Genomic DNA, 19306 nt, shown 5'->3' with positions numbered 1-19306 from the left:
GCCGTCTGAACAGCAAAGGTCTGATTATGGACAAATTTATCTGGGCAATGGCGGTATTTTCCGCAATTTTGGCTCTCGTTATCGGCAGCGGCTTTACCGCCCTCGAGTATGTGAAAGAGCCGCCACCGGTCGCCTCTTATGCTGCTTCCGCACCGCAAACCGCCGGGGTCAAGCCCTCGGCGCATCCTGCCGGAACGGAATCCCCCGTACTGCCGATTGACGGTTCAAACTCCGCGCCCGTTTCAAACACCGGCAATGCAGACGGACAGGATACGCCTGACGGAAACGCAGCCGATACCGTTTCCATCATCGGGGTCGGCGACATTATGCTCGGCAGCAATTATCCGGTCGATTACCTGCCCGATACCAATATCCTGAAAAACGTCGAATCCGTCTTGCAAGACGCGGACATTACCGTCGGCAACCTTGAAGGCACGCTGTTTGACGAAGGCGGTACGCCGAAAAAATGTGCAAACCCCAAAATATGCTATGCATTCCGCACGCCCTCCGCATACGGGCAATACCTTGCCGACGCGGGATTCGACTACCTCAGCCTCGCCAACAACCACAGCAACGACTTCGGCGCGCAAGGCATCACGGCAACGGCAAGCAACCTTGACGAATTAAACATCAAATATTCGGGCATCGAAAACAGGTTTGAAACCGCCATCCTGAAGAAAAACGGCGTGAGATACGGCTTCGTCTCATTTGCCCCCAACCTTGCCGCCGTCAAACTGAACGATTACGCCAAAGTTAGAAAACTGATTCGGAAAACCAAACAGAAAGCCGACATCGTTATTGTGATGTTCCACGGCGGCGCGGAAGGGAAACAGGCGGAACACCTGCCGTTCGATACCGAAATCTTCTATGGGGAAAACAGGGGCAACGTCGTTGAGTTTGCAAGGCTGGCCGTCGATTCCGGTGCGGATGTCGTATTCGGGCAGGGGCCGCACGTTACACGCGCCGTCGAACTTTACCGCGACCGCTTCATCTCTTACAGCGGCGGCAACTTTGCCACCTACGGCGCAATAAACACCTCCGGCATCAGCGGCATTTCGCCCATTTTCAAGATTATTACGGACAAACAGGGGAAATTTATTTCCGGAACCATCATCCCGATTACCCAAGCCGGCGACAAAATCCCCAAAATCGACCCCGAGAAAACCGTTATTGAGCGGATTATTTATCTGAACCACAGCGATTTCCCCAACGGGAACGGACTGGATGTCTCGCCCGACGGCAGCATCACGCGTCGGTAAAGAGATATTGGAAATGCCATCCGAACAAATGCCGTCTGAAAGCCTTTTTTCGGGTTTCAGACGGCATCCGCGTTTCAGACGGCGTTTTTGCAATCGTCAATAATCCACTTTAATCCCCGAGGCTTTGTCCGCTCCGCCCACGCCGCCTTCCGGTTCAAACTGCAAGGGATACAGGTTGGCTTTTCCAAATGCCGTCTGAAGCTCGTCAGGATTCTTTGGAAATACCGTGAACAAATGCCGTCTGAAAGCCTTTTTTCAGGTTTCAGACGGCATTCAAGTTTCAGACGGCATTCAAGTTTCAGACGGCATCCGCGTTTCAGACGGCATTTTTGCAATCGTCAATAATCCACTTTAATCCCTGAGGCTTTTTCCGCCCCGTCCGCGCCGCCTTCCGGCTCGAACTGTAAGGGATACAGGTTAAGCTTTTCCATCAGGATTCTGTCGCCGTCTTCATCCGGATTGCCCGTGGTCAGCAGCTTGTCGCCGTAAAAAATCGAATTCGCGCCCGCCATAAAGCACATCGCCTGCATTGCTTCCGGCATATTGCTGCGCCCTGCCGACAGCCGGACGTAGCTTTGCGGCATCGTAATCCGCGCCACGGCGATGGTGCGGACAAACTCCGTCCAGTCCAAATCTTCGGCATTGGCAAGCGGCGTGCCTTCCACTTTAACCAACTGATTAATCGGTACGCTTTCGGGCTGCGGGTCGAGATTGGCGAGGCTGGCAATCAGCCCGGCACGTTCGGCGCGGGTTTCGTTCATCCCGACGATGCCGCCGCAGCAGACTTTCAAACCGGCGTTGCGGACTTTGCCCAAAGTATCCATTCGGTCTTCGTGTTGGCGGGTGTGGATGATGTCGTTGTAGCGGTCGGGGTCGGTGTCGAGGTTGTGGTTGTAATAATCCAAACCCGCCTCTTTCAAGTCTTCCGCCATACCTTCTTCGAGCATACCGAACGTGCCGCAGGTTTCCATACCCAAGCCCTTGACGGCTTTGATGATTGCGGAAACCGTCTCCACGTCTTTGGGTTTGGGGCCGCGCCACGCCGCACCCATACAGAACCGGCTTGCGCCGCGCGATTGGGCGATTTTGGCTTTTTCGACGATTTCATCCACATCCATCATCTGCTCTTTGCCTAGATTGGTGTTATGGTGCGCCGATTGCGGACAGTAGGCGCAATCTTCGGGACAACCGCCGGTTTTGATGGACAACAGCGTGGAAAGCTGGATTTCGCGCGGGTTGAAATTTTGGCGGTGGACTTCTGCCGCCTGATGGACAAGTTCTAAAAACGGCAGTCCGAAAAGTGCCTCGACATCGCATTTTTTCCAATAGCGCGCGGTGGGATGCGGCTTGCGCTCGGTCTTACGGCGCAAGGCGACGGGGGATACGGTCATAATGTGTTCTTTCGTATTTACAGCGGCGCAATGACGCTGACGTGCAGACCGCCGGCGCAATGACGGCGGTTGCGGGTAATCAAATGGCTGAAAACAGCGGCAGCAAGTGTAACGCGTTTGAAAATACGGGGCAAACGGTTTTTCCGCCTTTGTGCCGCGCAGCCGGGCAATGCCGTCTGAAGGGCTTTCAGACGGCATTGCCCGGGCTATCTCAAAGCGTCCAGCAGTTTGGTGTGTATTCCGCCGAAACCGCCGTTGCTCATCACCAAAATATGGTCGCCGGTTCGGGCGTTTTTCACAATTTCGGCAACAAAGGCATCGAAATCCTTGCCGACGTGCAGCCTGCCGCCCAAAGGCGCGAGGGCTTCGGCAACGTCCCAGTCCACGCCCCCGGCGTAGCAGAACACTTGGTCGGCTTCTTTGAGGCTTGCGGGCAGGGCGGCTTTCATCGTACCCAGCTTCATCGTGTTGGAACGCGGTTCGAGGACGGCGAGGATGCGCGCGCCGCCGACACGTTGGCGCAAACCTTGAATCGTGGTTTCGATGGCGGTCGGATGGTGGGCAAAGTCGTCGTAAACAATGATGCCGTTTGCCGTGCCTTTGATTTCCATACGGCGTTTGACGTTTTTAAACGCGCCCAAGGCTTTGCAGGCCGTCCGAATATCAACGCCGGCGTGACGCGCGGCGGCGATGACGGCAAGCGCGTTCATACGGTTGTGCCTGCCCATCAAATCCCATTTGACGCGTCCGGCTTTTTTGCCGTCAAGCAACACGTCGAACGAGCCGTCGGCATTGACTTCGCCGGCCTGCCAGCCGTGTTCCGTGCCGAATTTTTCCACCGGCGTCCAGCAGCCTTTGTCCAAAGTGTCTTGCAGGCTTTGTTGTTGTCCGTTGCAGACGATTAAGCCTTCAGACGGCACGGTGCGCACGAGATGGTGGAACTGGGTCTGTATCGCGCCCAAATCGGCGAAGATGTCAGCGTGGTCAAATTCCAGATTGTTCAACACGGCGGTACGCGGACGGTAATGCACGAATTTGGAGCGTTTGTCGAAAAAGGCGGTATCGTATTCGTCGGCTTCGATGACGAAAAACGGCGATTTGCTGTTTGGATCTTGGCGCGGCGTTTGCGGCAGGCGCGCGGAAACGCCGAAATTTTCCGGGATGCCGCCGATGAGGAAGCCCGGCGCGAGTCCGGCATATTCCAAAACCCACGCGAGCATAGACGCGGTGGTGGTTTTGCCGTGCGTCCCCGCCACGCCGAGCACCCAGTGCCGGTGCAACACGTTTTCAGCCAGCCATTGCGGGCCGGAAATATAAGGCAGCCCTTTGTTCAAAATCGCCTCGACCACATCCATCCCGCGCCTGGCGACATTGCCGACGACGTAAACGTCGGCTTTAAATTCCTCCAACTGCGCGGCATCGAAGCCTTCATGTACGCCTATGCCCAAGGCTTCGAGCTGGGTGCTCATCGGCGGATACATCTTCGCGTCGCAACCGCTGACTTTAAAGCCCGCTTCTTTGGCAATAGCGGCCACTCCGCCCATAAACGTGCCGCCGATACCGATAATGTGGATGTGTTTCATCAAAGTTCCCTAATCGTTCAAATTCTATTGCTCAACACCGTCATGGTTGATTCGGTTTCAATCAATGCGTCTTTGCACCGGTATTCGAAGCATCCTTATGCGTATTCTCTTTCGGATTTTGGATGTGTTCGTCCTTCCTCATATCCAAATTGTCATCAGCCCCTGTGTTTTCCGCCCTGTCTTTTACTGCCGGCCTAATCGAACTGTATACCTGATCACGCCCCAAGCCCGCGTTGGTACAATGTTTTCTCGGAGTTTGGCTGTAACTGACCTTACCGTTTTGACGGCATTCATACACTGCCGCAGATGCCGTCTGAACCGCCACAGCCAGCATCAGCCCCGCAATAATTTTAGATGTTTTCATATCAAGACTCCTTCAAAACCATTTCCACCATATCCAAAACAAAGCCGCCACCATGACGGCATTGGACAATATGATGGCTTTCCACTGCCCATCCTTCCGCAATGCCGCCTTCTTGGGCTTCAAAACGCCGCCATAAAAAAACGGCGATAGCAGCATAGAAGCGATACATAAGAAAATCAATACGCCGTAATAGATTTTTTCAGACGGCATTTCTCTTCCTCAATACGTCGCCCGTTGGCGCATTTGTTCAAACAGGCAAACTGTCGCCGCCATTGCGACATTTAAAGACTCGGTTGCATCGTGCATCGGAATCCTGACACACTTGTCCGCCCTGTCTAAAACTGCTTTACCGACACCCGCGCCTTCGTTGCCAAACACCCAGGCTGTCGGTCCGCACAAATCTTCGCCATACAGAACCGCCTGCTTTTCCTCACGCAACGCGGTGGCAAACACACGGTCTTCATAGCGCGCCAACCATATTTCCAAATCCGCCTGCGAATAAATGTCCAACAAGAAATGCGCGCCCATACCCGCGCGCAATACCTTGGGCGACCAAACATCCGCAGAACCCCTGCCCAAAACGACCTTACCTACCCCTGCCGCCGCCGCACTCCGTAAGACGGTGCCGACATTGCCCGGATCTTGCACGCCGTCCAAAACCACACAGTCGCCTTTGTCCGGCAAGGTTCCGCCCAATGGGATATCAATCAGTGCAAGTATATCGTCTGCACAACTCAAGCTGCTGATTTTTTTCAATATGCCGTCTGAAACGGAAAAAATCCTGTCTTCCAGCAAAACCGCTGTCAATTTACGGACTTCTTCAGACGGCATTTTGCCCTCGGGAATATATACCCCGACCGGCTTTCTGCCGGATTGCAGGAAAACCTGAAGCAGGTGCACGCCCTCCAAAACGGTTTGGGCATACTGCCGTCTGAACTTTCCTTGCGACAACAGGCGGTGCAGGTGCCGGATGTGTTCATTATTTGGCGAACTGATTTGCTTCACTTTACAGCCTTTTCAAGAATATATAATCGGACGGTATCCAATCGTCCACTAAGTAACAGCGATTCCGATTCCATCAAAATAAAACGGGAAAATCCGGATGGACGGGCAAAATGCCGTCTGAAACCGAGATTTGAAAATCCGTACCGTAATTTGCCAACACCAGCGGACGGTTGTCCTTGTCGGCGACGACCGGCCAAAACGGGCGCAGCACGGGCAAAACCCGCTTTTCCTGAAGGATTTTCTTCACATCCTTATGGATACCGCCGACAGCCAGCCTGTCCGATGCCGCAACCGTCCGCAAGATTCCGTCCTGCTCCAAAAGATGCTCAGGAAGTCCGAACGGATGCCGTTTCAACACAAATCCCTGATCCGTCAATATTTCCCTTAAATTTCCGCTTATCTGCCTGTCTTTTAAAAACCGCAGTTTATCCGTTTTTTCCAGTCGGAACACAAACAGCCTGCCTGCATAATGATGCAATTCAAAGCCTTGCAAGTTCCAACGTCCGGTTTTTGCCTCCGTCAAAACGCGGGCAATGTCGGCAAGTGCGTTCTGATTCGGCACGGGGATGCCGTTTTCCTTTAGAAAATGCCGCAAAATATGGGTTTTCCGTCGCAGGGAAAAAGTCTGCCAACGCATCGTATCAAAACTGCCTTCCTCACAGACCCAACGGCAGTCCTGACCGATGATTTCGTCCAACAAAGCCAAATCTTCCTGCAAAGCGCGAACATTGTTCAGCACATGCCGCCCGAAATGGGGAATCTGCGCCGAAAGTTCGGGCAAAATACAGTGCCGGAAGCGGTTTCGCAAATAAGCCGTATCGCTATTGCTTTCGTCCTCGATATTCGGCAAACCGTGTTTTTGGGCATAATCCCATATGTCTTGGCGCGAAAAAGGCAGCAAAGGCCGCCAGATGATGCCTTTTTCCCCAAAAGGGCGGACGGCGGGCATAGCCGCCAAAGCGCGCAAACCGCCGCCGCGTGCAACTGCAAGCATAAAGGTTTCGATTTGATCGTCCCTGTGGTGCGCCAACGCCAAAACGTCAAAGCCTTTTTCGGCAAACGCGGCATAACGCTTTTGCCGCGCCGCCGCCTCGATGCCCAAACCGTTTTTTTCCACGCAGATCTTAACCGTTTCCAGCCCCACCCCGAGCATATCGCAATAGTTTTGGCAGAAATCCGCCCAATCGTCGGCACGGGGACTCAAGCCGTGATGGATATGCAATGCATCCGGAATAAAACCGCCTTTTTTCCCGGCGCGGACAAGCAGATGCAGCAAAACGACGGAATCCAAGCCGCCGCTTAATGCCACCGCTGTTTTTTTTCCATTCAGACCTTGAGGAAAACAATCATTCAAGCATTGCTCAAACGCATCTAAAGTCAGCACGGTTCCGTCCCGATAAAGAAAAAGCAAGCAGTTTCAGACAAACTGCTTGCTGCTTGTTCTACCTGAATTATTGTTCCGAAAATTTGCCGTAAGCCATAATGCGGTCGAAACGGCGCGAAAGCAAATCGGCAAGCGGGATGCTTTGCGCTTCGTGCAGTTGTTTTTCCAAAACGGCTTTTACGTTTTTCATGGTTTGCCCGAAATCCCGATGCGCGCCGCCCAATGGTTCTTTGATGACGGTATCGACCAAGTCCAGCTTTTGCAGGCGGTCGGCAGTAATGCCCAAAGCCTGAGCCGCATCCGCCGCCTTTTCCGCCGTTTTCCACAAAATAGACGCGCAGCCTTCGGGGGAAATAACGGAATAGGTCGAATATTGCAGCATATTGACGTAATCGCCTACGGCGACCGCCAACGCGCCGCCCGAACCGCCTTCGCCGATGACGGTACACAAAACAGGAACGCGCAGGCGCGTCAGTTCGTACAGGTTTTTGCCGATGGCTTCCGACTGCCCGCGTTCTTCCGCGCCGATGCCGGGATACGCGCCCGGTGTATCGATAAAGGTCATGACGGGCAAGCCGAATTTCTCAGCCGTTTTCATCAGGCGCAGGGCTTTGCGGTAGCCCTCGGGGCGCGGCATACCGAAGTTGCGGCGGATTTTTTCTTTGGTGTCGCGCCCTTTCTGATGCCCGACGACCATCACGCTTTGTCCGTTGAAACGTGCCAATCCGCCGACAATCGCATGATCGTCGGCAAAATGGCGGTCGCCGTGCAGCTCTTCAAAATCGGTAAACAGCGCCTCAATATAATCCAAAGTATAGGGACGCTGCGGATGCCGGGAAACCTGTGAAACCTGGGCGGGCGTAAGTTTGCTGAAAATCGATTTGGTCAGGTCGTTGCTTTTTTTCTGCAAACGGTGTATTTCGTCCGAAATATCGACGGCAGACTCGTCTTGGACGAAACGCAGTTCATCAATTTTGTTGGTCAGTTCGGCTATAGGTTGTTCAAAATCCAAAAAAACAGGTTTCATAGAATGAAGCTCTCATCAACAGATTCTGCCGCTATCATACGCTATTTGTGCATATTCCGCAGTTAATTTATTGTCCAAAACGGCTTTTCCATACCCTCTTTTTGTGTTCGGACAGCATGGAAAACAGTGGATTAGTGCATATATACTAGTTATAAGGCGGCGTATCTTATGCTAAACTCGAAACAAATTCAATTATTTCAACCAAAATCGTATGAAAGACAAGCACGATTCTTCCGCCATGCGGCTGGACAAATGGCTTTGGGCAGCACGTTTTTTCAAGACCCGTTCCCTTGCGCAAAAGCACATCGAACTGGGTAGGATTCAAGTAAACGGCTCGAAGGTCAAAAACAGTAAAACCATAGACATCGGCGATACTATCGACCTGACGCTCAATTCCCTTCCCTATAAAATCAAGGTTAAAGGTTTGAACCACCAACGCCGCCCGGCATCCGAGGCGCGGCTTCTGTATGAAGAAGACACGAAAACGGCAGCATTGAGGGAAGAGCGCAAACAGCTCGACCAATTCAACCGCATCACTTCCGCCTATCCCGACGGCAGACCGACCAAGCGCGACCGCCGCCAACTGGACAGGCTGAAAAAAGGAGACTGGTAAAACCATTCCCGCTGCAAACAGAAGCACGAACCGCGTACCGCCGCATTTCAGACGGCATTCCCGAAACTTATTCTGCCTCGTCTATCCATGCCTGCTGCACGGCCTCGAGGATGCGTTCGCCGCAACGGGCGGGGTCGTCGTCAAATTCGGGCAATGCCATAATCAGGTCGCGCAGTTGGGTAAAGCGCACGGTTTTGGGATCGATGGTTTCGCCGTGCAGGTCGTAGAGTTCTTCGGCGATACGCCGGGTATCGGTCCATTTCATATGAATTTCCTTTTATCGTCCGGCATTGAAGCCGTGTAGAATATGTTTCTGCAAAACTGCCGCCCTTTGAGGATGGCTGAATGTTTCAACTCGCCGGACAACACATCAAGCACCAGCCTATGTGCCGTCCCAATCTGGGAGGAGTTGTCCCTCCCAAACAAATCTGATTCTACCGCCCTGAAGGGCGGGGTTTCAACCGACAAGGAAGATTGATGAACAATATGTTTGCCGCAAAATTGTCCAAACTGGTTTATACCGCTTCCGACCATCCCGACCCCCTGTCGAAGATGGAGGAGTTTGACCGCCTGATTTTGCTGATACGCAAACTGTATCAAATATTGGACGGGCAGCATATCCTCTCCAGAGTAACAGTTTGCCTTCACTACCGGAGCAGGCGCGGCCTGATTGCCTTGGATAAAGCGGCTGCCGGTTGCGATGCGGCAATGTTGCGCGCCCAACGTTGGCGCATCTACACGCAGATTGCGGAACGCCTTGCCGGGTCGGGCGGCGGCTTCACGGTTACGGCAGAAAGCGTGTCCGCCGCCTGCCCTGAGCTTGAAGGACGCTATCTCGAGCTTGTCCGCCGCGCCGCCACCTCTTTCGGTTTCGTGCAAGTACAGGAATATCCGGCAGGCGGGCAGGAAGAAACACAAGCCGTCCCGGATGCCGCATCGGGTCGTTCCGTCAGAAAACCAATCAAAATCAATATAGAAGCGAAAGTGGAACGCTATCCGGCATACCGCCCGACCGCCGCCCTGAAAGTAACCCGCCGGCGGTTTTTCCGGCTGCAAAACCGATAAATACCCGTGCATCGCGTCTGAGTAATCCGTCTCGGAATTCCGTCAGAAAACCGATAAAAATCAATATATAGTGAATTAAATTTAAACCGGTACAGCGTTGGCTCGCCTTACCGTACTATTTGTACTGTCTGCGGCTCGCCGCCTTGTCCTGATTTAAATTTAATTCACTATAGAATCGAAAGTTCCGCCTGTACGAACGCCTGTTTTCGGGCGATTGCGCCTTATCCGCGCAACAATGCCGTCTGAAGCGCGCCGGCTTCAGACGGTCTGTTTTCAGTGTTCTTCTCGCGCGTGGTTGATGGTGTATTTGGGGATTTCCACAATCAAATCCTCGCCGGCGACAACCGCCTGACAACTCAGGCGCGAATCGGCTTCCAAACCCCATGCTTGGTCGAGCAGGTCTTCTTCCAATTCGGTCGGTTCTTCCAAACTGTCGAAACCTTTGCGGATGATGACGTGGCAGGTGGTGCAGGCGCAGGATTTTTCGCAGGCGTGATCGACTTCGATGTCGTGGTCGAGCAGTACGTCGAGGACGGTTTTGCCTTCCGGCGCGTCGTCGATAACCGCGCCTTCGGGGCATAATGTCGTGTGTGGAAGTACGGTGATTTTGGGCATTTTTATTGTCTTTCTGTAAAAAGTGTTTGTGTCCGTTTTTCGGAAAACTGTCTGCCTAATGTCGCGGTTCGAGCAGGTCGGCAACATTTTGCCAGCCCGTCAGGCGGGCAAAATCAAGGGCGGTATAGCCTTCCGATGTCGTTGAGGCAGGATTTGCGCCGTATTCAAGCATGGCTTGAACCATAAGTGCATTTCCTGCGATGGCTTCATGATGAAGCGGCGTATAGCCGTCTTCGTCCTGCTCATGCAGAAAATCCGGATTTTGGGACAACTGTTGCCGAAAATCGTCAATACAGTTCCGGCACATCGGATGCTCTTCCAGATTTTCGGGATGTTCTTTTTCTTCATACACCAGCAATACCTGCCCGGGATCGCCGAAATCGATTCCCCATGCGGCATCGTGTTCTGCGCGCTCCTCTTCCGTCATCTGCCCGCGCATTACCTGTACGGTAAAGCCGCCGTAGGGAATGCCGTTGCACACGAACATCCAGTCGCTGATGTCGTCAACCGGAACGCAAACGCTTTCGCCTTGTTCGACATTGGTCAGTCCGCCGGGTTCATTGTTCAGCACACCGTAAATATAAAGACCGTCAAAATAAATATCGTCGATCCACATATGTTCGCAAATTTCGCCGTCTTCGCCGTCTTGGAAAAAAGGGACTTTGACCATGGCAAAATCCAGGGCGGGAATAATGCGGCGGCGTTCCCAAAAAAGCTCACGCCAAAAGTATTTGAATGTTTTACGGGCGCGTTCGCCGGCGCGGTTTACCGGTTCGTCTGCCTGTTCTACATAATAAATGACGGAATCGCCCATCATACTGCTCCTCAACGTGTACGGTATCTGTTTGCACCTTACCGCGGTTTTCTGCCTTCGGCATCCGATTCGGATTTGAAAAGTTCCAAATATTCGGAATAGGCTTTTTCCAAATCCGCCCGTGAAAAACAGGTGTAAATATGGATGCCGTCTGCAATTTCGTCGGTCAGCCTCGTGCCGCTTTTGCGGGAATATGCTTCTTTAAAAAGGCGGATTTTCGATTTTTTCGGCTTGTAGGATGCCGCGCCCGCCAAAAGCCGGGGCAGCGCGTAAGGGTATTCCCGGTGTCCGCGCCGTACCAAATCAAGCAGTTGTTTGCGGCCGGACCCGGCATTCCCTTCCTGCCTGCGTTCGTGGACGCTTTTTTCAAATTCCGATTCCGCCGTTTCGTTTTTCGGGAATACGATTTCGCCGCGAAGTGATAAAAACAAACGTTTCACAAGGTTTTCGTCCACGGCGAACAATTCGGTATCGCCTATTCTGCTTTTGCTGAAAATTTCATGGAGCAGGTTTTCTTTTTCTTTGTAATTGTCGGTTTTGATGGCAAGGATGCGTTCCAATCCGGCAACGTTCGCATAGCCGTTGTTTTCCAAATGACGCATTCTGCCTCCAAAATTGCTTACGTCCGGAATGCCGATTTTATATAGTGAATTAACAAAAATCAGGACAAGGCGGCGAGCCGAAGACAGTACAAATAGTACGGAACCGATTCACTTGGTGCTTCAGCACCTTAGAGAATCGTTCTCTTTGAGCTAAGGCGAGCCAACGCTGTACTGGTTTAAATTTAATTCACTATACACGCCCTTGATGACGGTCTTCATCAGATAGACAATGCCTGACTTTTCCATATCGATGTTTTTCAAGTGTTTTCGAGCCTTCAGACGGCATCAGGTTATCTCTATGCCGTCTGAAACCATTTGCCGTCAAATATTATCAACGCTTTGACCTGTCAGCGCACGTTGGATGTTGCGGTTCATGCGCTTGGCGGCGAAGTTGTCGGTGATTCTGCCGAGTTTGGCGGCGGCGGCACGGATGTTTTCGGCTTTTCCGTCTTTCAGACGGCCTTGCAAATCGGCGATGCCTTGCCGGATCTGTTGCAATTCTTCGGCATCCAGTAAATCGCTGTCCAACTCGAGGGCGGCGTTGACGGCATCGGTCAGGCTTTCGGCTTCGACCACGGCTTCGGCTCGGGCACGTGCCGCCATGTCTTCGGCGGCGTTACTCATGCTGTCTTTGAGCATTTGGGTGATGGTGTCGTCATCCAAACCGTAGGAGGGTTTGACTTCGATTTGCGCGTGTACGCCGGTGCTTTGTTCTTGGGCGGAAACGGACAGCAGCCCGTCCGCATCGATTTGGAAGGTTACACGGATACGCGCCGCACCCGCCGCCATCGGCGGAATGCCGCGCAGGGTGAATTTGGCAAGGCTGCGGCAGTCGGCAACCAGTTCGCGTTCGCCTTGCACGACGTGTATCGTCATCGCGGTTTGACCGTCTTTGAAGGTGGTAAAGTCCTGTGCGCGCGCGGTGGGGATGATGGAATTGCGCGGGATGATTTTTTCGGCAAGGCCGCCATAGGTTTCCAAACCGAGCGACAAGGGCGTAACGTCCAGCAGCAGCCATTCGCCGTCGGCTTTGTTGCCGGCGAGGACGTTTGCCTGTATGGCTGCACCGAGTGCGACGACTTCGTCGGGGTTGAGGTTGTTCAGCGGGGTTTGTCCGAAAAAGGTGGCGACTGCCTGTTGAACGTGCAGCATACGGGTCGAACCGCCGACCATAATCACGCCTTTGACTTCGTTTTTACCGACACCGGCGTCTTTCAACGCCTGTTTGACCGGCTCGAGCGTTTTCATCACCAAATGCTGCGTTAGGTTGTGGAACTCGGCGCGACTGATGCGTGTGTCGATTGCCATGCCGTCTGAAAGCGTCGCCTGAATGCGCACTTCGGTTTGCGTGGTTAATTGTTCTTTGGCGGCGCGGACGAGCGAGAGCAGGAGTTGGCTGTCTTGTTCGTTGAGTTGGGAGAGTCCGTTTTGTTCGAGCAGGTAACAGAACAAACGATGGTCGAAATCGTCGCCGCCTAACGCGCTGTTGCCGCCGGTGGCTTTGACTTCAAACAGTCCTTTGGTCAGTTGCAATACGGATACGTCGAATGTGCCGCCGCCCAAGTCATAGACGACAAACGTGCCTTCCGAGGCGTTGTCCAGCCCGTAGGCGATTGCGGCGGCGGTGGGTTCGTTGAGCAGGCGCAATACGTTCAAACCCGCCAGACGCGCGGCATCTTTGGTGGCCTGGCGTTGGGCATCGTCGAAATAGGCGGGAACGGTAATCACCACTCCGACCAAATCGCCGCCCAAGGTTTCTTCGGCACGTGATTTAAGGATTTTGAGGATTTCCGCCGACACTTCGATAGGCGTTTTGGCACCTTGACGCGTGTGCAATTCGATAACGCGTTGATTTTCACCGAAACGGTAAGGCAGGTAATGCGTATTTTGATGCAGATCGGCAAGCGTCCGTCCGATAAGGCGTTTGGCGGAGCTGACGGTGTTCAGCGGGTCGGATTTTTGCGCGGACAGGGCGGTTTTACCGACTTCAATGCCGCCGTTTTCCAGATAGCGGACGACGGAAGGCAGGGTAACGCGCCCTTCGGCATCGGGCAGACAGGTGGCACTGCCGCTGCGGACGGTGGCAACCAAGCTGTTGGTCGTACCCAAATCGATGCCTGCCGCCAAACGGTGCCGGTGCGGGGCGGCGGACATACCCGGTTCTGAAATCTGCAAAAGAGCCATAAATTCTGCCTGTCGGTGCGGTGTGTAAAGGAAGGAAAGCGACATTTTAACAGAATTTGCGCCGATAGTTGAGCAAACCGCTAAGGATTGGGTCGTGCCGCCGAAATTGCCCTCTGCCGCCAAATGCCGATAAAATCCGCCTTTCCCGCCCATCATTAGGAATATAAATCGTGAAAGGACTCGACTATTGCCGTCAAAAAGCAGAAGAAAGCCGCTCCAGTTTTTTATCGGGCTTCCGTTTCCTGCCGCAGGAAAAACGGGATGCGGTAACGGTTTTGTATGCTTTTTGCCGCGAATTAGACGATGTGGTTGACGAATGTTCCAACCCCGATGTTGCACAGGCAACATTGAACTGGTGGCGCGGCGATTTGGACAAGGTGTTCGGCAGCGCGATACCGGAACACCCCGTCAATCAGGCCTTGCGGCAGGTTAAAGAAACCTTCAAGCTGCCGAAATATGAACTGGAAGCCTTAATCGACGGGATGCAGATGGATTTGGTTCGGGCGCGTTACGGTAGTTTTGAAGAATTGAAACTGTATTGCCACCGTGTTGCAGGCGTGGTCGGCTGCCTGATTGCGCGGATTTTGGGGTTTTCAGACGGCAAAACGCTGGAATACGCGGATAAAATGGGTCTTGCGCTGCAACTGACCAACATCATCCGCGATGTCGGCGAAGATGCACGCAGGGGACGGATTTACCTGCCGATGGAGGAAATGCGGCGGTTTGACGTACCCGCAAGCGTGATTTTGCAATGCAGCCCGACGGACAATTTTGCCGAATTGATGGCGTTCCAAATCAAACGCGCCCGCGAAACCTACCGCGAAGCCGTATCGCTGCTGCCGGCCGCCGATAAAAAAGCCCAAAAAGTCGGACTGGTCATGGCGGCGGTTTATTACGCGCTGTTGAACGAAATCGACCGAGACGGCGCGCAAAACGTCCTCAAATACAAAATCGCCCTCCCTTCGCCGCGCAAAAAACGCATTGCCCTGAAAACCTGGTTATTCGGATTCAAACCGCGCCCCTGCACGCCGGAACGGGCATAAGGCGCATACCGCCCGCCCTTCAGGAAAACCCAACCCCCGCCGCTCCGAAAAACGGGGTTTCAACCATTGGAGGAATAAATGATGAACACGCCGCATCCGCGCCCGAAAATCGCCGTCATCGGCGCAGGCTGGGCCGGCTTGTCCGCCGCCGTCACCTTGGCGCGGCACGCCGACGTTACCCTGTTTGAAGCCGGCAGGCAGGCGGGCGGCAGGGCGCGCACATTGGCCGGAAATACCGACGGTTTCGGTTTTTTGGACAACGGGCAGCATATTTTACTCGGCGCATACCGGGGCGTGTTGCGCCTGATGAAAACCATCGGTTCAGACCCCCGTGCCGCCTTTTTGCGCGTACCGCTGCACTGGCATATACACGGCGGTTTGCAGTTCCGCGCCCTCCCCCTGCCCGCGCCGCTGCATATTTTGGGCGGCGTGCTGCTTGCCCGGCGCGCACCGACCGCATTCAAAGCCAAACTGCTTGCCGATATGTCCGATTTGCAGAAGTCCGCACGCCTCGGACAGCCCGACACGACAGTGGCGCAATGGCTGAAACAGCGGAACGTGCCGCGTGCCGCCGTAATGCAGTTTTGGCAGCCCTTGGTTTGGGGCGCGCTCAACACGCCTTTGGAAACCGCAAGCCTGCGCGTGTTGTGCAACGTTTTGTCCGACGGCGTGCTGACGAAAAAATCCGGCAGCGACTATCTCCTACCCAAGCAGGATTTGGGCGCAATCGTCGCCGAACCCGCCTTGGCGGAACTTCAGCGGCTCGGCGCGGACATCCGCCTCGAAACGCGCGTATGCCGTCTGAACACCCTCCCGGACGGGAAAGTGCTCGTCAACGGCGAACCTTTCGATGCCGCCGTCCCCGCCACCGCGCCCTACCACGCCGCCGCGCTCCTGCCCGAAGGCACGCCCGAACACGTTCAGACGGCATATCAAAACCTTCGCTATCACGCCATTACCACCGTCTATCTGCGCTACGCCGAACCCGTCCGCCTGCCCGCCCCGCTGACCGGACTTGCCGACGGCACGGTGCAATGGCTGCTTTGCCGGGGCAGGCTCGGACTGCCTGAAAACGAAGTGTCCGCCGTCATCAGCGTTTCCGACCGCGTCGGCGCGTTTGCAAACCGGGCGTGGGCGGACAAAGTTCACGCCGACCTCAAACGCATCCTTCCGCATTTGGGCGAACCCGAAGCCGTGCGCGTCATCACCGAAAAACGCGCCACAACCGCAGCCGATGCCCCGCCGCCGGATTTGTCGTGGTTGCACCGGCACCGCATCTTCCCCGCCGGCGACTACCTCCACCCGGACTACCCCGCCACGCTCGAAGCCGCCGTACAATCAGGTTTCGCGGCGGCGGAAGCCTGCCTGCAAAGCCTGAACGATGCCGTCTGAAAACGCCGGCCGGCATCGGGACGCTTTACAAGGTGCGGCAAAACGCTAAAATACCCCCGACCGACCACCAAAAAGGAAAAAGTATGGCGACACTGACCGACAAAACCATCTTAGTTACCGGCGCATCGCAAGGGCTGGGCGAACAGGTTGCCAAAGCCTATGCGGCAGCAGGCGCGACTGTGATTTTGGTTGCCCGTCATCAGAAAAAACTGGAAAAAGTGTATGACGCGATTGTCGAAGCCGGATACCCCGAACCATTCGCCATCTGCTTTGACCTTATTAGCGCGGAAGAAAAAGAATTTGAACATTTCGCCGCCACTATTGCCGAAGCCACTCAAGGCAAACTAGACGGTATCGTCCACTGCGCCGGCTATTTTTACGCGCTCTCGCCGCTGGATTTCCAAACCGTCGCCGAATGGGTCAACCAATACCGCATCAACACCGTCGCCCCGATGGGGCTGACCCGCGCCCTGTTCCCGCTGCTGAAGCAGTCGCCCGACGCGTCCGTCATCTTCGTCGGCGAAAGCCACGGCGAAACACCCAAAGCCTACTGGGGCGGCTTCGGCGCGTCCAAAGCCGCGTTGAACTACCTGTGCAAAGTCGCCGCCGACGAATGGGAACGCTTCGGCAACCTGCGCGCCAACGTCCTCGTCCCCGGCCCCATCAATTCTCCGCAACGCATCAAATCCCATCCGGGCGAAGCCAAAAGCGAACGCAAAAGCTACGGGGACGTGCTGCCCGCATTTGTCTGGTGGGCAAGTGCCGAAAGCAAAGGGCGGAGCGGCGAAATCGTTTACCTCTAAATCCCCCAAAGGGCAGGTTCCACACCCGCCCTTCTTTTCAGACGGCATCAAAAAGCACGCCATATCCGCAATATGCCGACACAGGCAAATCTTTCGACACCCCGACAGACAAAAACACCTTGACTAAAAATTACATGCAAATAATAATAACAACCTCTTTATTCCTCTAACAATTTTGGAGTAGGTTTTATGAAGAAAATTTCCGCCGCCATCGCTTTTGCCGCTGCTGCCGTTTCACTGACCGGCTGTGCGACCGAATCCTCACGCAGCCTCGAGGTAGCAAAAGTCGCCTCCTACAATACGCAATATCACGGTGTTCGCACCCCGATTTCCGTTGGAACATTCGACAACCGCTCCAGCTTCCAAAAAGGCATTTTCTCCGACGGGGAAGACCGTTTGGGCAGCCAGGCGAAAACCATTCTGGTAACGCACCTGCAACAAACCAACCGCTTCAACGTACTGAACCGCACCAACCTTAGCGCATTGAAACAGGAATCCGGCATTTCCGGCAAAATGCAAAACCTGAAAGGCGCAGATTATGTCGTTACCGGCGATGTAACCGAATTCGGGCGCAGAGATGTCGGCGATCATCAGCTCTTCGGCATTTTGGGTCGCGGCAAATCGCAAATCGCCTATGCAAAAGTGGCTCTGAATATCGTCAACGTCAATACTTCCGAAATCGTCTATTCCACACAGGGCGCGGGCGAATACGCACTTTCCAACCGCGAAATCATCGGTTTCGGCGGCACTTCCGGCTACGATGCGACTTTGAACGGCAAAGTTTTAGACTTGGCAATCCGCGAAGCCGTCAACAACCTGGTTCAGGCTGTCGACAACGGCGCATGGCAACCCAACCGTTAAGGACAAATGATGAATCCGAAAACCTTGAGCCGTTTGTCGCTGTGTGCGGCGGTCTTGGCTCTGACCGCCTGCGGCGGCGGCGGGCATAAAAACCTGTATTATTACGGCGACTATCCCGATACTGTCTATGAAGGTTTGAAAAACGACGACACTTCGTTGGGCAAGCAGACCGAAAAGATGGAAAAATACTTTGTGGAAGCCGGCAACAAAAAAATGAATGCCGCCCCGGGTGCGCACGCCCATCTGGGACTGCTGCTTTCCCGTTCGGGAGACAAAGAGGGCGCGTTCCGCCAGTTTGAAGAAGAGAAAAAGCTGTTTCCCGAATCGGGCGTATTTATGGACTTCCTGATGAAAACCGGTAAAGGAGGCAAGCGATGAAACCTTTGATTTTAGGGCTTGCCGCCGTGTTGGCACTGTCTGCCTGCCAAGTTCAAAAAGCTCCCGATTTCGACTACACGGCATTCAAAGAAAGCAAGCCCGCCTCGATTCTGGTCGTACCGCCCCTGAACGAATCGCCCGATGTCAACGGCGCTTGGGGGATGCTGGCTTCGACCGCCGAGCCGCTTTCCGAAGCCGGCTATTACGTCTTCCCCGCCGCAGTCGTGGAGGAAACCTTCAAACAAAACGGTTTGACCAATGCCGCCGATATTCACGCCGTCCGGCCGGAAAAACTGCATCAGATTTTCGGCAATGATGCGGTTTTGTACATTACAATTACCGAATACGGCACTTCATATCAAATTTTAGACAGCGTAACCAGCGTATCCGCCAGAGCACGGCTGGTCGATTCCCGCAACGGGAAAGTGTTGTGGTCGGGTTCGGCCAGTATCCGCGAAGGCAGCAACAACAGCAACAGCGGCCTGCTGGGTGCTTTGGTCAGCGCAGTGGTCAACCAGATTGCCAACAGCCTGACCGACCGCGGTTATCAAGTTTCCAAAACCGCCGCATACAACCTGCTGTCGCCCTATTCCCGCAACGGCATCTTGAAAGGTCCGAGATTCGTCGAAGAGCAGCCCAAATAAGCATATGCCGTCCGAACCTCTCCGAGCTTCAGACGGCATATGCGAATCTTGATACTTCCAAGCCGCACCGCCCAAAATCGGGCAGCCGATTTCAATATCCGAACAAGGTTCGGGTTCTGTATTTTGCAGAACCCGAACCTTTTATTCAAATTCAAACTTAATTCCGGCGTGGTTGTATGGTAAATTATAGTGGATTAAATTTAAACCAGTACAGCGTTGCCTCGCCTTGCCGTACTATCTGTACTGTCTGCGGCTTCGTCGCCTTGTCCTGATTTAAAT

The 19306-nt window shown here is 54.1% G+C and carries 22 protein-coding genes and 1 pseudogene; 10 read left to right on the top strand and 13 right to left on the bottom strand.

Annotated features, from left to right (window positions below; translation table 11 throughout):
* Positions 1–26: 26 nt before the first annotated feature.
* Positions 27–1259 carry a CapA family protein gene (locus ACNAU7_RS01530; RefSeq protein WP_416300055.1) on the top strand — a complete coding sequence of 411 codons (1233 nt, stop codon included), beginning with the start codon at positions 27–29 and terminating at the stop codon, positions 1257–1259.
* Between the two features lie 96 nt (positions 1260–1355).
* On the opposite strand, the pseudogene ACNAU7_RS01525 reads toward ACNAU7_RS01530, so the two are convergent.
* Positions 1356–1472: pseudogene (locus ACNAU7_RS01525) on the bottom strand (biotin synthase BioB); the annotation flags it as partial.
* Between the two features lie 13 nt (positions 1473–1485).
* Here ACNAU7_RS01525 and ACNAU7_RS01520 point away from each other — a divergent pair.
* Positions 1486–1614, top strand: coding sequence for a hypothetical protein (locus tag ACNAU7_RS01520; RefSeq protein ID WP_416300053.1), 129 nt, complete (start codon positions 1486–1488; stop codon positions 1612–1614).
* Here ACNAU7_RS01520 and bioB read toward each other — a convergent pair.
* From bioB to ACNAU7_RS01485, 7 genes are all read right to left on the bottom strand, one after another.
* Entirely contained in the window at positions 1598–2650 is a 1053-nt protein-coding gene (gene bioB, locus ACNAU7_RS01515; RefSeq protein WP_416300051.1) for a biotin synthase BioB, read from the bottom strand. The two genes, ACNAU7_RS01520 and bioB, sit on opposite strands and share 17 nt — an antisense overlap.
* 206 nt (positions 2651–2856) lie before the next feature.
* Positions 2857–4233, bottom strand: coding sequence for a UDP-N-acetylmuramate:L-alanyl-gamma-D-glutamyl-meso-diaminopimelate ligase (mpl, locus tag ACNAU7_RS01510; protein WP_416300049.1), 1377 nt, complete (start codon positions 4231–4233; stop codon positions 2857–2859).
* A 61-nt stretch (positions 4234–4294) separates the two neighbouring features.
* Positions 4295–4597: a DUF4124 domain-containing protein gene (locus tag ACNAU7_RS01505; protein WP_416300047.1), complete on the bottom strand. Its 303-nt coding sequence runs from the start codon at positions 4595–4597 to the stop codon at positions 4295–4297.
* A 12-nt stretch (positions 4598–4609) separates the two neighbouring features.
* Complete coding sequence (locus tag ACNAU7_RS01500) at positions 4610–4807, bottom strand: hypothetical protein (RefSeq protein WP_003751916.1); 198 nt, start codon at positions 4805–4807, stop codon at positions 4610–4612.
* 9 nt (positions 4808–4816) lie between these two features.
* A complete protein-coding gene (locus tag ACNAU7_RS01495; RefSeq protein WP_416300045.1) occupies positions 4817–5602 on the bottom strand; it encodes a TrmH family RNA methyltransferase in 786 nt (261 codons plus the stop codon).
* A 73-nt stretch (positions 5603–5675) separates the two neighbouring features.
* Positions 5676–6986: a tRNA lysidine(34) synthetase TilS gene (gene tilS / locus ACNAU7_RS01490; protein ID WP_416300043.1), complete on the bottom strand. Its 1311-nt coding sequence runs from the start codon at positions 6984–6986 to the stop codon at positions 5676–5678.
* A gap of 67 nt (positions 6987–7053) precedes the next feature.
* Positions 7054–8013, bottom strand: coding sequence for an acetyl-CoA carboxylase carboxyltransferase subunit alpha (locus ACNAU7_RS01485; protein WP_002217206.1), 960 nt, complete (start codon positions 8011–8013; stop codon positions 7054–7056).
* A gap of 211 nt (positions 8014–8224) precedes the next feature.
* Between ACNAU7_RS01485 and ACNAU7_RS01480 the strand changes: the two genes are divergently transcribed.
* Entirely contained in the window at positions 8225–8626 is a 402-nt protein-coding gene (locus tag ACNAU7_RS01480) for an RNA-binding S4 domain-containing protein (protein WP_416300039.1), read from the top strand.
* A 67-nt stretch (positions 8627–8693) separates the two neighbouring features.
* Here ACNAU7_RS01480 and iscX read toward each other — a convergent pair whose 3' ends face one another.
* A complete protein-coding gene (iscX, locus tag ACNAU7_RS01475) occupies positions 8694–8891 on the bottom strand; it encodes a Fe-S cluster assembly protein IscX (protein ID WP_002248850.1) in 198 nt (65 codons plus the stop codon).
* A gap of 212 nt (positions 8892–9103) precedes the next feature.
* Here iscX and ACNAU7_RS01470 point away from each other — a divergent pair, with 212 nt between their 5' ends.
* Positions 9104–9691, top strand: a complete 588-nt coding sequence (locus ACNAU7_RS01470; protein WP_416300036.1) for an amino acid permease — start codon at positions 9104–9106, stop codon at positions 9689–9691.
* 273 nt (positions 9692–9964) lie between these two features.
* Here the strand turns inward: ACNAU7_RS01470 and fdx are convergent, their stop codons facing one another.
* From fdx to hscA, 4 genes are all read right to left on the bottom strand, one after another.
* Entirely contained in the window at positions 9965–10306 is a 342-nt protein-coding gene (fdx, locus tag ACNAU7_RS01465) for an ISC system 2Fe-2S type ferredoxin (RefSeq protein WP_002222474.1), read from the bottom strand.
* Positions 10307–10361: 55 nt separating this feature from the next.
* Positions 10362–11123, bottom strand: a complete 762-nt coding sequence (locus tag ACNAU7_RS01460) for a DUF2314 domain-containing protein (protein ID WP_416300032.1) — start codon at positions 11121–11123, stop codon at positions 10362–10364.
* A gap of 35 nt (positions 11124–11158) precedes the next feature.
* Positions 11159–11809 carry a GIY-YIG nuclease family protein gene (locus ACNAU7_RS01455; RefSeq protein WP_206694993.1) on the bottom strand — a complete coding sequence of 217 codons (651 nt, stop codon included), beginning with the start codon at positions 11807–11809 and terminating at the stop codon, positions 11159–11161.
* Positions 11810–12043: 234 nt separating this feature from the next.
* Complete coding sequence (gene hscA / locus ACNAU7_RS01450; RefSeq protein WP_416300251.1) at positions 12044–13906, bottom strand: Fe-S protein assembly chaperone HscA; 1863 nt, start codon at positions 13904–13906, stop codon at positions 12044–12046.
* Between the two features lie 170 nt (positions 13907–14076).
* On the opposite strand from hscA, the gene hpnD reads away from it, so the two are divergent.
* The 6 genes from hpnD to ACNAU7_RS01420 all read left to right on the top strand — a co-directional run bounded on the left by hpnD (position 14077) and on the right by ACNAU7_RS01420 (position 19027).
* Complete coding sequence (hpnD, locus tag ACNAU7_RS01445; RefSeq protein WP_416300030.1) at positions 14077–14949, top strand: presqualene diphosphate synthase HpnD; 873 nt, start codon at positions 14077–14079, stop codon at positions 14947–14949.
* A 78-nt stretch (positions 14950–15027) separates the two neighbouring features.
* On the top strand, positions 15028–16341 hold the full coding sequence (gene hpnE, locus ACNAU7_RS01440; RefSeq protein ID WP_416300028.1) for a hydroxysqualene dehydroxylase HpnE: 1314 nt from the start codon (positions 15028–15030) through the stop codon (positions 16339–16341).
* An 83-nt stretch (positions 16342–16424) separates the two neighbouring features.
* Entirely contained in the window at positions 16425–17144 is a 720-nt protein-coding gene (locus tag ACNAU7_RS01435) for an SDR family oxidoreductase (RefSeq protein WP_002234876.1), read from the top strand.
* 189 nt (positions 17145–17333) lie between these two features.
* A complete protein-coding gene (locus ACNAU7_RS01430) occupies positions 17334–18005 on the top strand; it encodes a CsgG/HfaB family protein (RefSeq protein ID WP_025458375.1) in 672 nt (223 codons plus the stop codon).
* 9 nt (positions 18006–18014) lie between these two features.
* Positions 18015–18383 carry a DUF4810 domain-containing protein gene (locus ACNAU7_RS01425; protein WP_196427963.1) on the top strand — a complete coding sequence of 123 codons (369 nt, stop codon included), beginning with the start codon at positions 18015–18017 and terminating at the stop codon, positions 18381–18383.
* The gene (locus ACNAU7_RS01420; RefSeq protein WP_416300024.1) at positions 18380–19027 is read left to right on the top strand and encodes a DUF799 domain-containing protein; all 648 of its coding nucleotides are present in this window, start codon (positions 18380–18382) and stop codon (positions 19025–19027) included. The genes ACNAU7_RS01425 and ACNAU7_RS01420 overlap by 4 nt, the downstream gene beginning before the upstream one ends.
* Positions 19028–19306 lie beyond the last annotated feature (279 nt).

The sequence above is a fragment of the Neisseria sp. LACPHL-SPEC-2024-00856 genome, from assembly GCF_047915665.1.
Classification (GTDB): domain Bacteria; phylum Pseudomonadota; class Gammaproteobacteria; order Burkholderiales; family Neisseriaceae; genus Neisseria; species Neisseria polysaccharea.
This window is presented reverse-complemented; position numbering and strand designations above follow the sequence as displayed.

What these genes read in the sequence shown, in the direction of transcription:
- ACNAU7_RS01530 (WP_416300055.1), top strand. Translation starts at nt 27, where the DNA reads ATGGACAAATTTATCTGGGCAATGGCGGTATTTTCCGCAATTTTGGCT.
- bioB (WP_416300051.1), bottom strand. Translation starts at nt 2,650, where the DNA reads ATGACCGTATCCCCCGTCGCCTTGCGCCGTAAGACCGAGCGCAAGCCG.
- mpl (WP_416300049.1), bottom strand. Translation starts at nt 4,233, where the DNA reads ATGAAACACATCCACATTATCGGTATCGGCGGCACGTTTATGGGCGGA.
- ACNAU7_RS01505 (WP_416300047.1), bottom strand. Translation starts at nt 4,597, where the DNA reads ATGAAAACATCTAAAATTATTGCGGGGCTGATGCTGGCTGTGGCGGTT.
- ACNAU7_RS01500 (WP_003751916.1), bottom strand. Translation starts at nt 4,807, where the DNA reads ATGCCGTCTGAAAAAATCTATTACGGCGTATTGATTTTCTTATGTATC.
- ACNAU7_RS01485 (WP_002217206.1), bottom strand. Translation starts at nt 8,013, where the DNA reads ATGAAACCTGTTTTTTTGGATTTTGAACAACCTATAGCCGAACTGACC.
- ACNAU7_RS01480 (WP_416300039.1), top strand. Translation starts at nt 8,225, where the DNA reads ATGAAAGACAAGCACGATTCTTCCGCCATGCGGCTGGACAAATGGCTT.
- iscX (WP_002248850.1), bottom strand. Translation starts at nt 8,891, where the DNA reads ATGAAATGGACCGATACCCGGCGTATCGCCGAAGAACTCTACGACCTG.
- ACNAU7_RS01470 (WP_416300036.1), top strand. Translation starts at nt 9,104, where the DNA reads ATGAACAATATGTTTGCCGCAAAATTGTCCAAACTGGTTTATACCGCT.
- fdx (WP_002222474.1), bottom strand. Translation starts at nt 10,306, where the DNA reads ATGCCCAAAATCACCGTACTTCCACACACGACATTATGCCCCGAAGGC.
- ACNAU7_RS01460 (WP_416300032.1), bottom strand. Translation starts at nt 11,123, where the DNA reads ATGATGGGCGATTCCGTCATTTATTATGTAGAACAGGCAGACGAACCG.
- hscA (WP_416300251.1), bottom strand. Translation starts at nt 13,906, where the DNA reads ATGGCTCTTTTGCAGATTTCAGAACCGGGTATGTCCGCCGCCCCGCAC.
- hpnE (WP_416300028.1), top strand. Translation starts at nt 15,028, where the DNA reads ATGATGAACACGCCGCATCCGCGCCCGAAAATCGCCGTCATCGGCGCA.
- ACNAU7_RS01435 (WP_002234876.1), top strand. Translation starts at nt 16,425, where the DNA reads ATGGCGACACTGACCGACAAAACCATCTTAGTTACCGGCGCATCGCAA.
- ACNAU7_RS01430 (WP_025458375.1), top strand. Translation starts at nt 17,334, where the DNA reads ATGAAGAAAATTTCCGCCGCCATCGCTTTTGCCGCTGCTGCCGTTTCA.
- ACNAU7_RS01425 (WP_196427963.1), top strand. Translation starts at nt 18,015, where the DNA reads ATGAATCCGAAAACCTTGAGCCGTTTGTCGCTGTGTGCGGCGGTCTTG.
- ACNAU7_RS01420 (WP_416300024.1), top strand. Translation starts at nt 18,380, where the DNA reads ATGAAACCTTTGATTTTAGGGCTTGCCGCCGTGTTGGCACTGTCTGCC.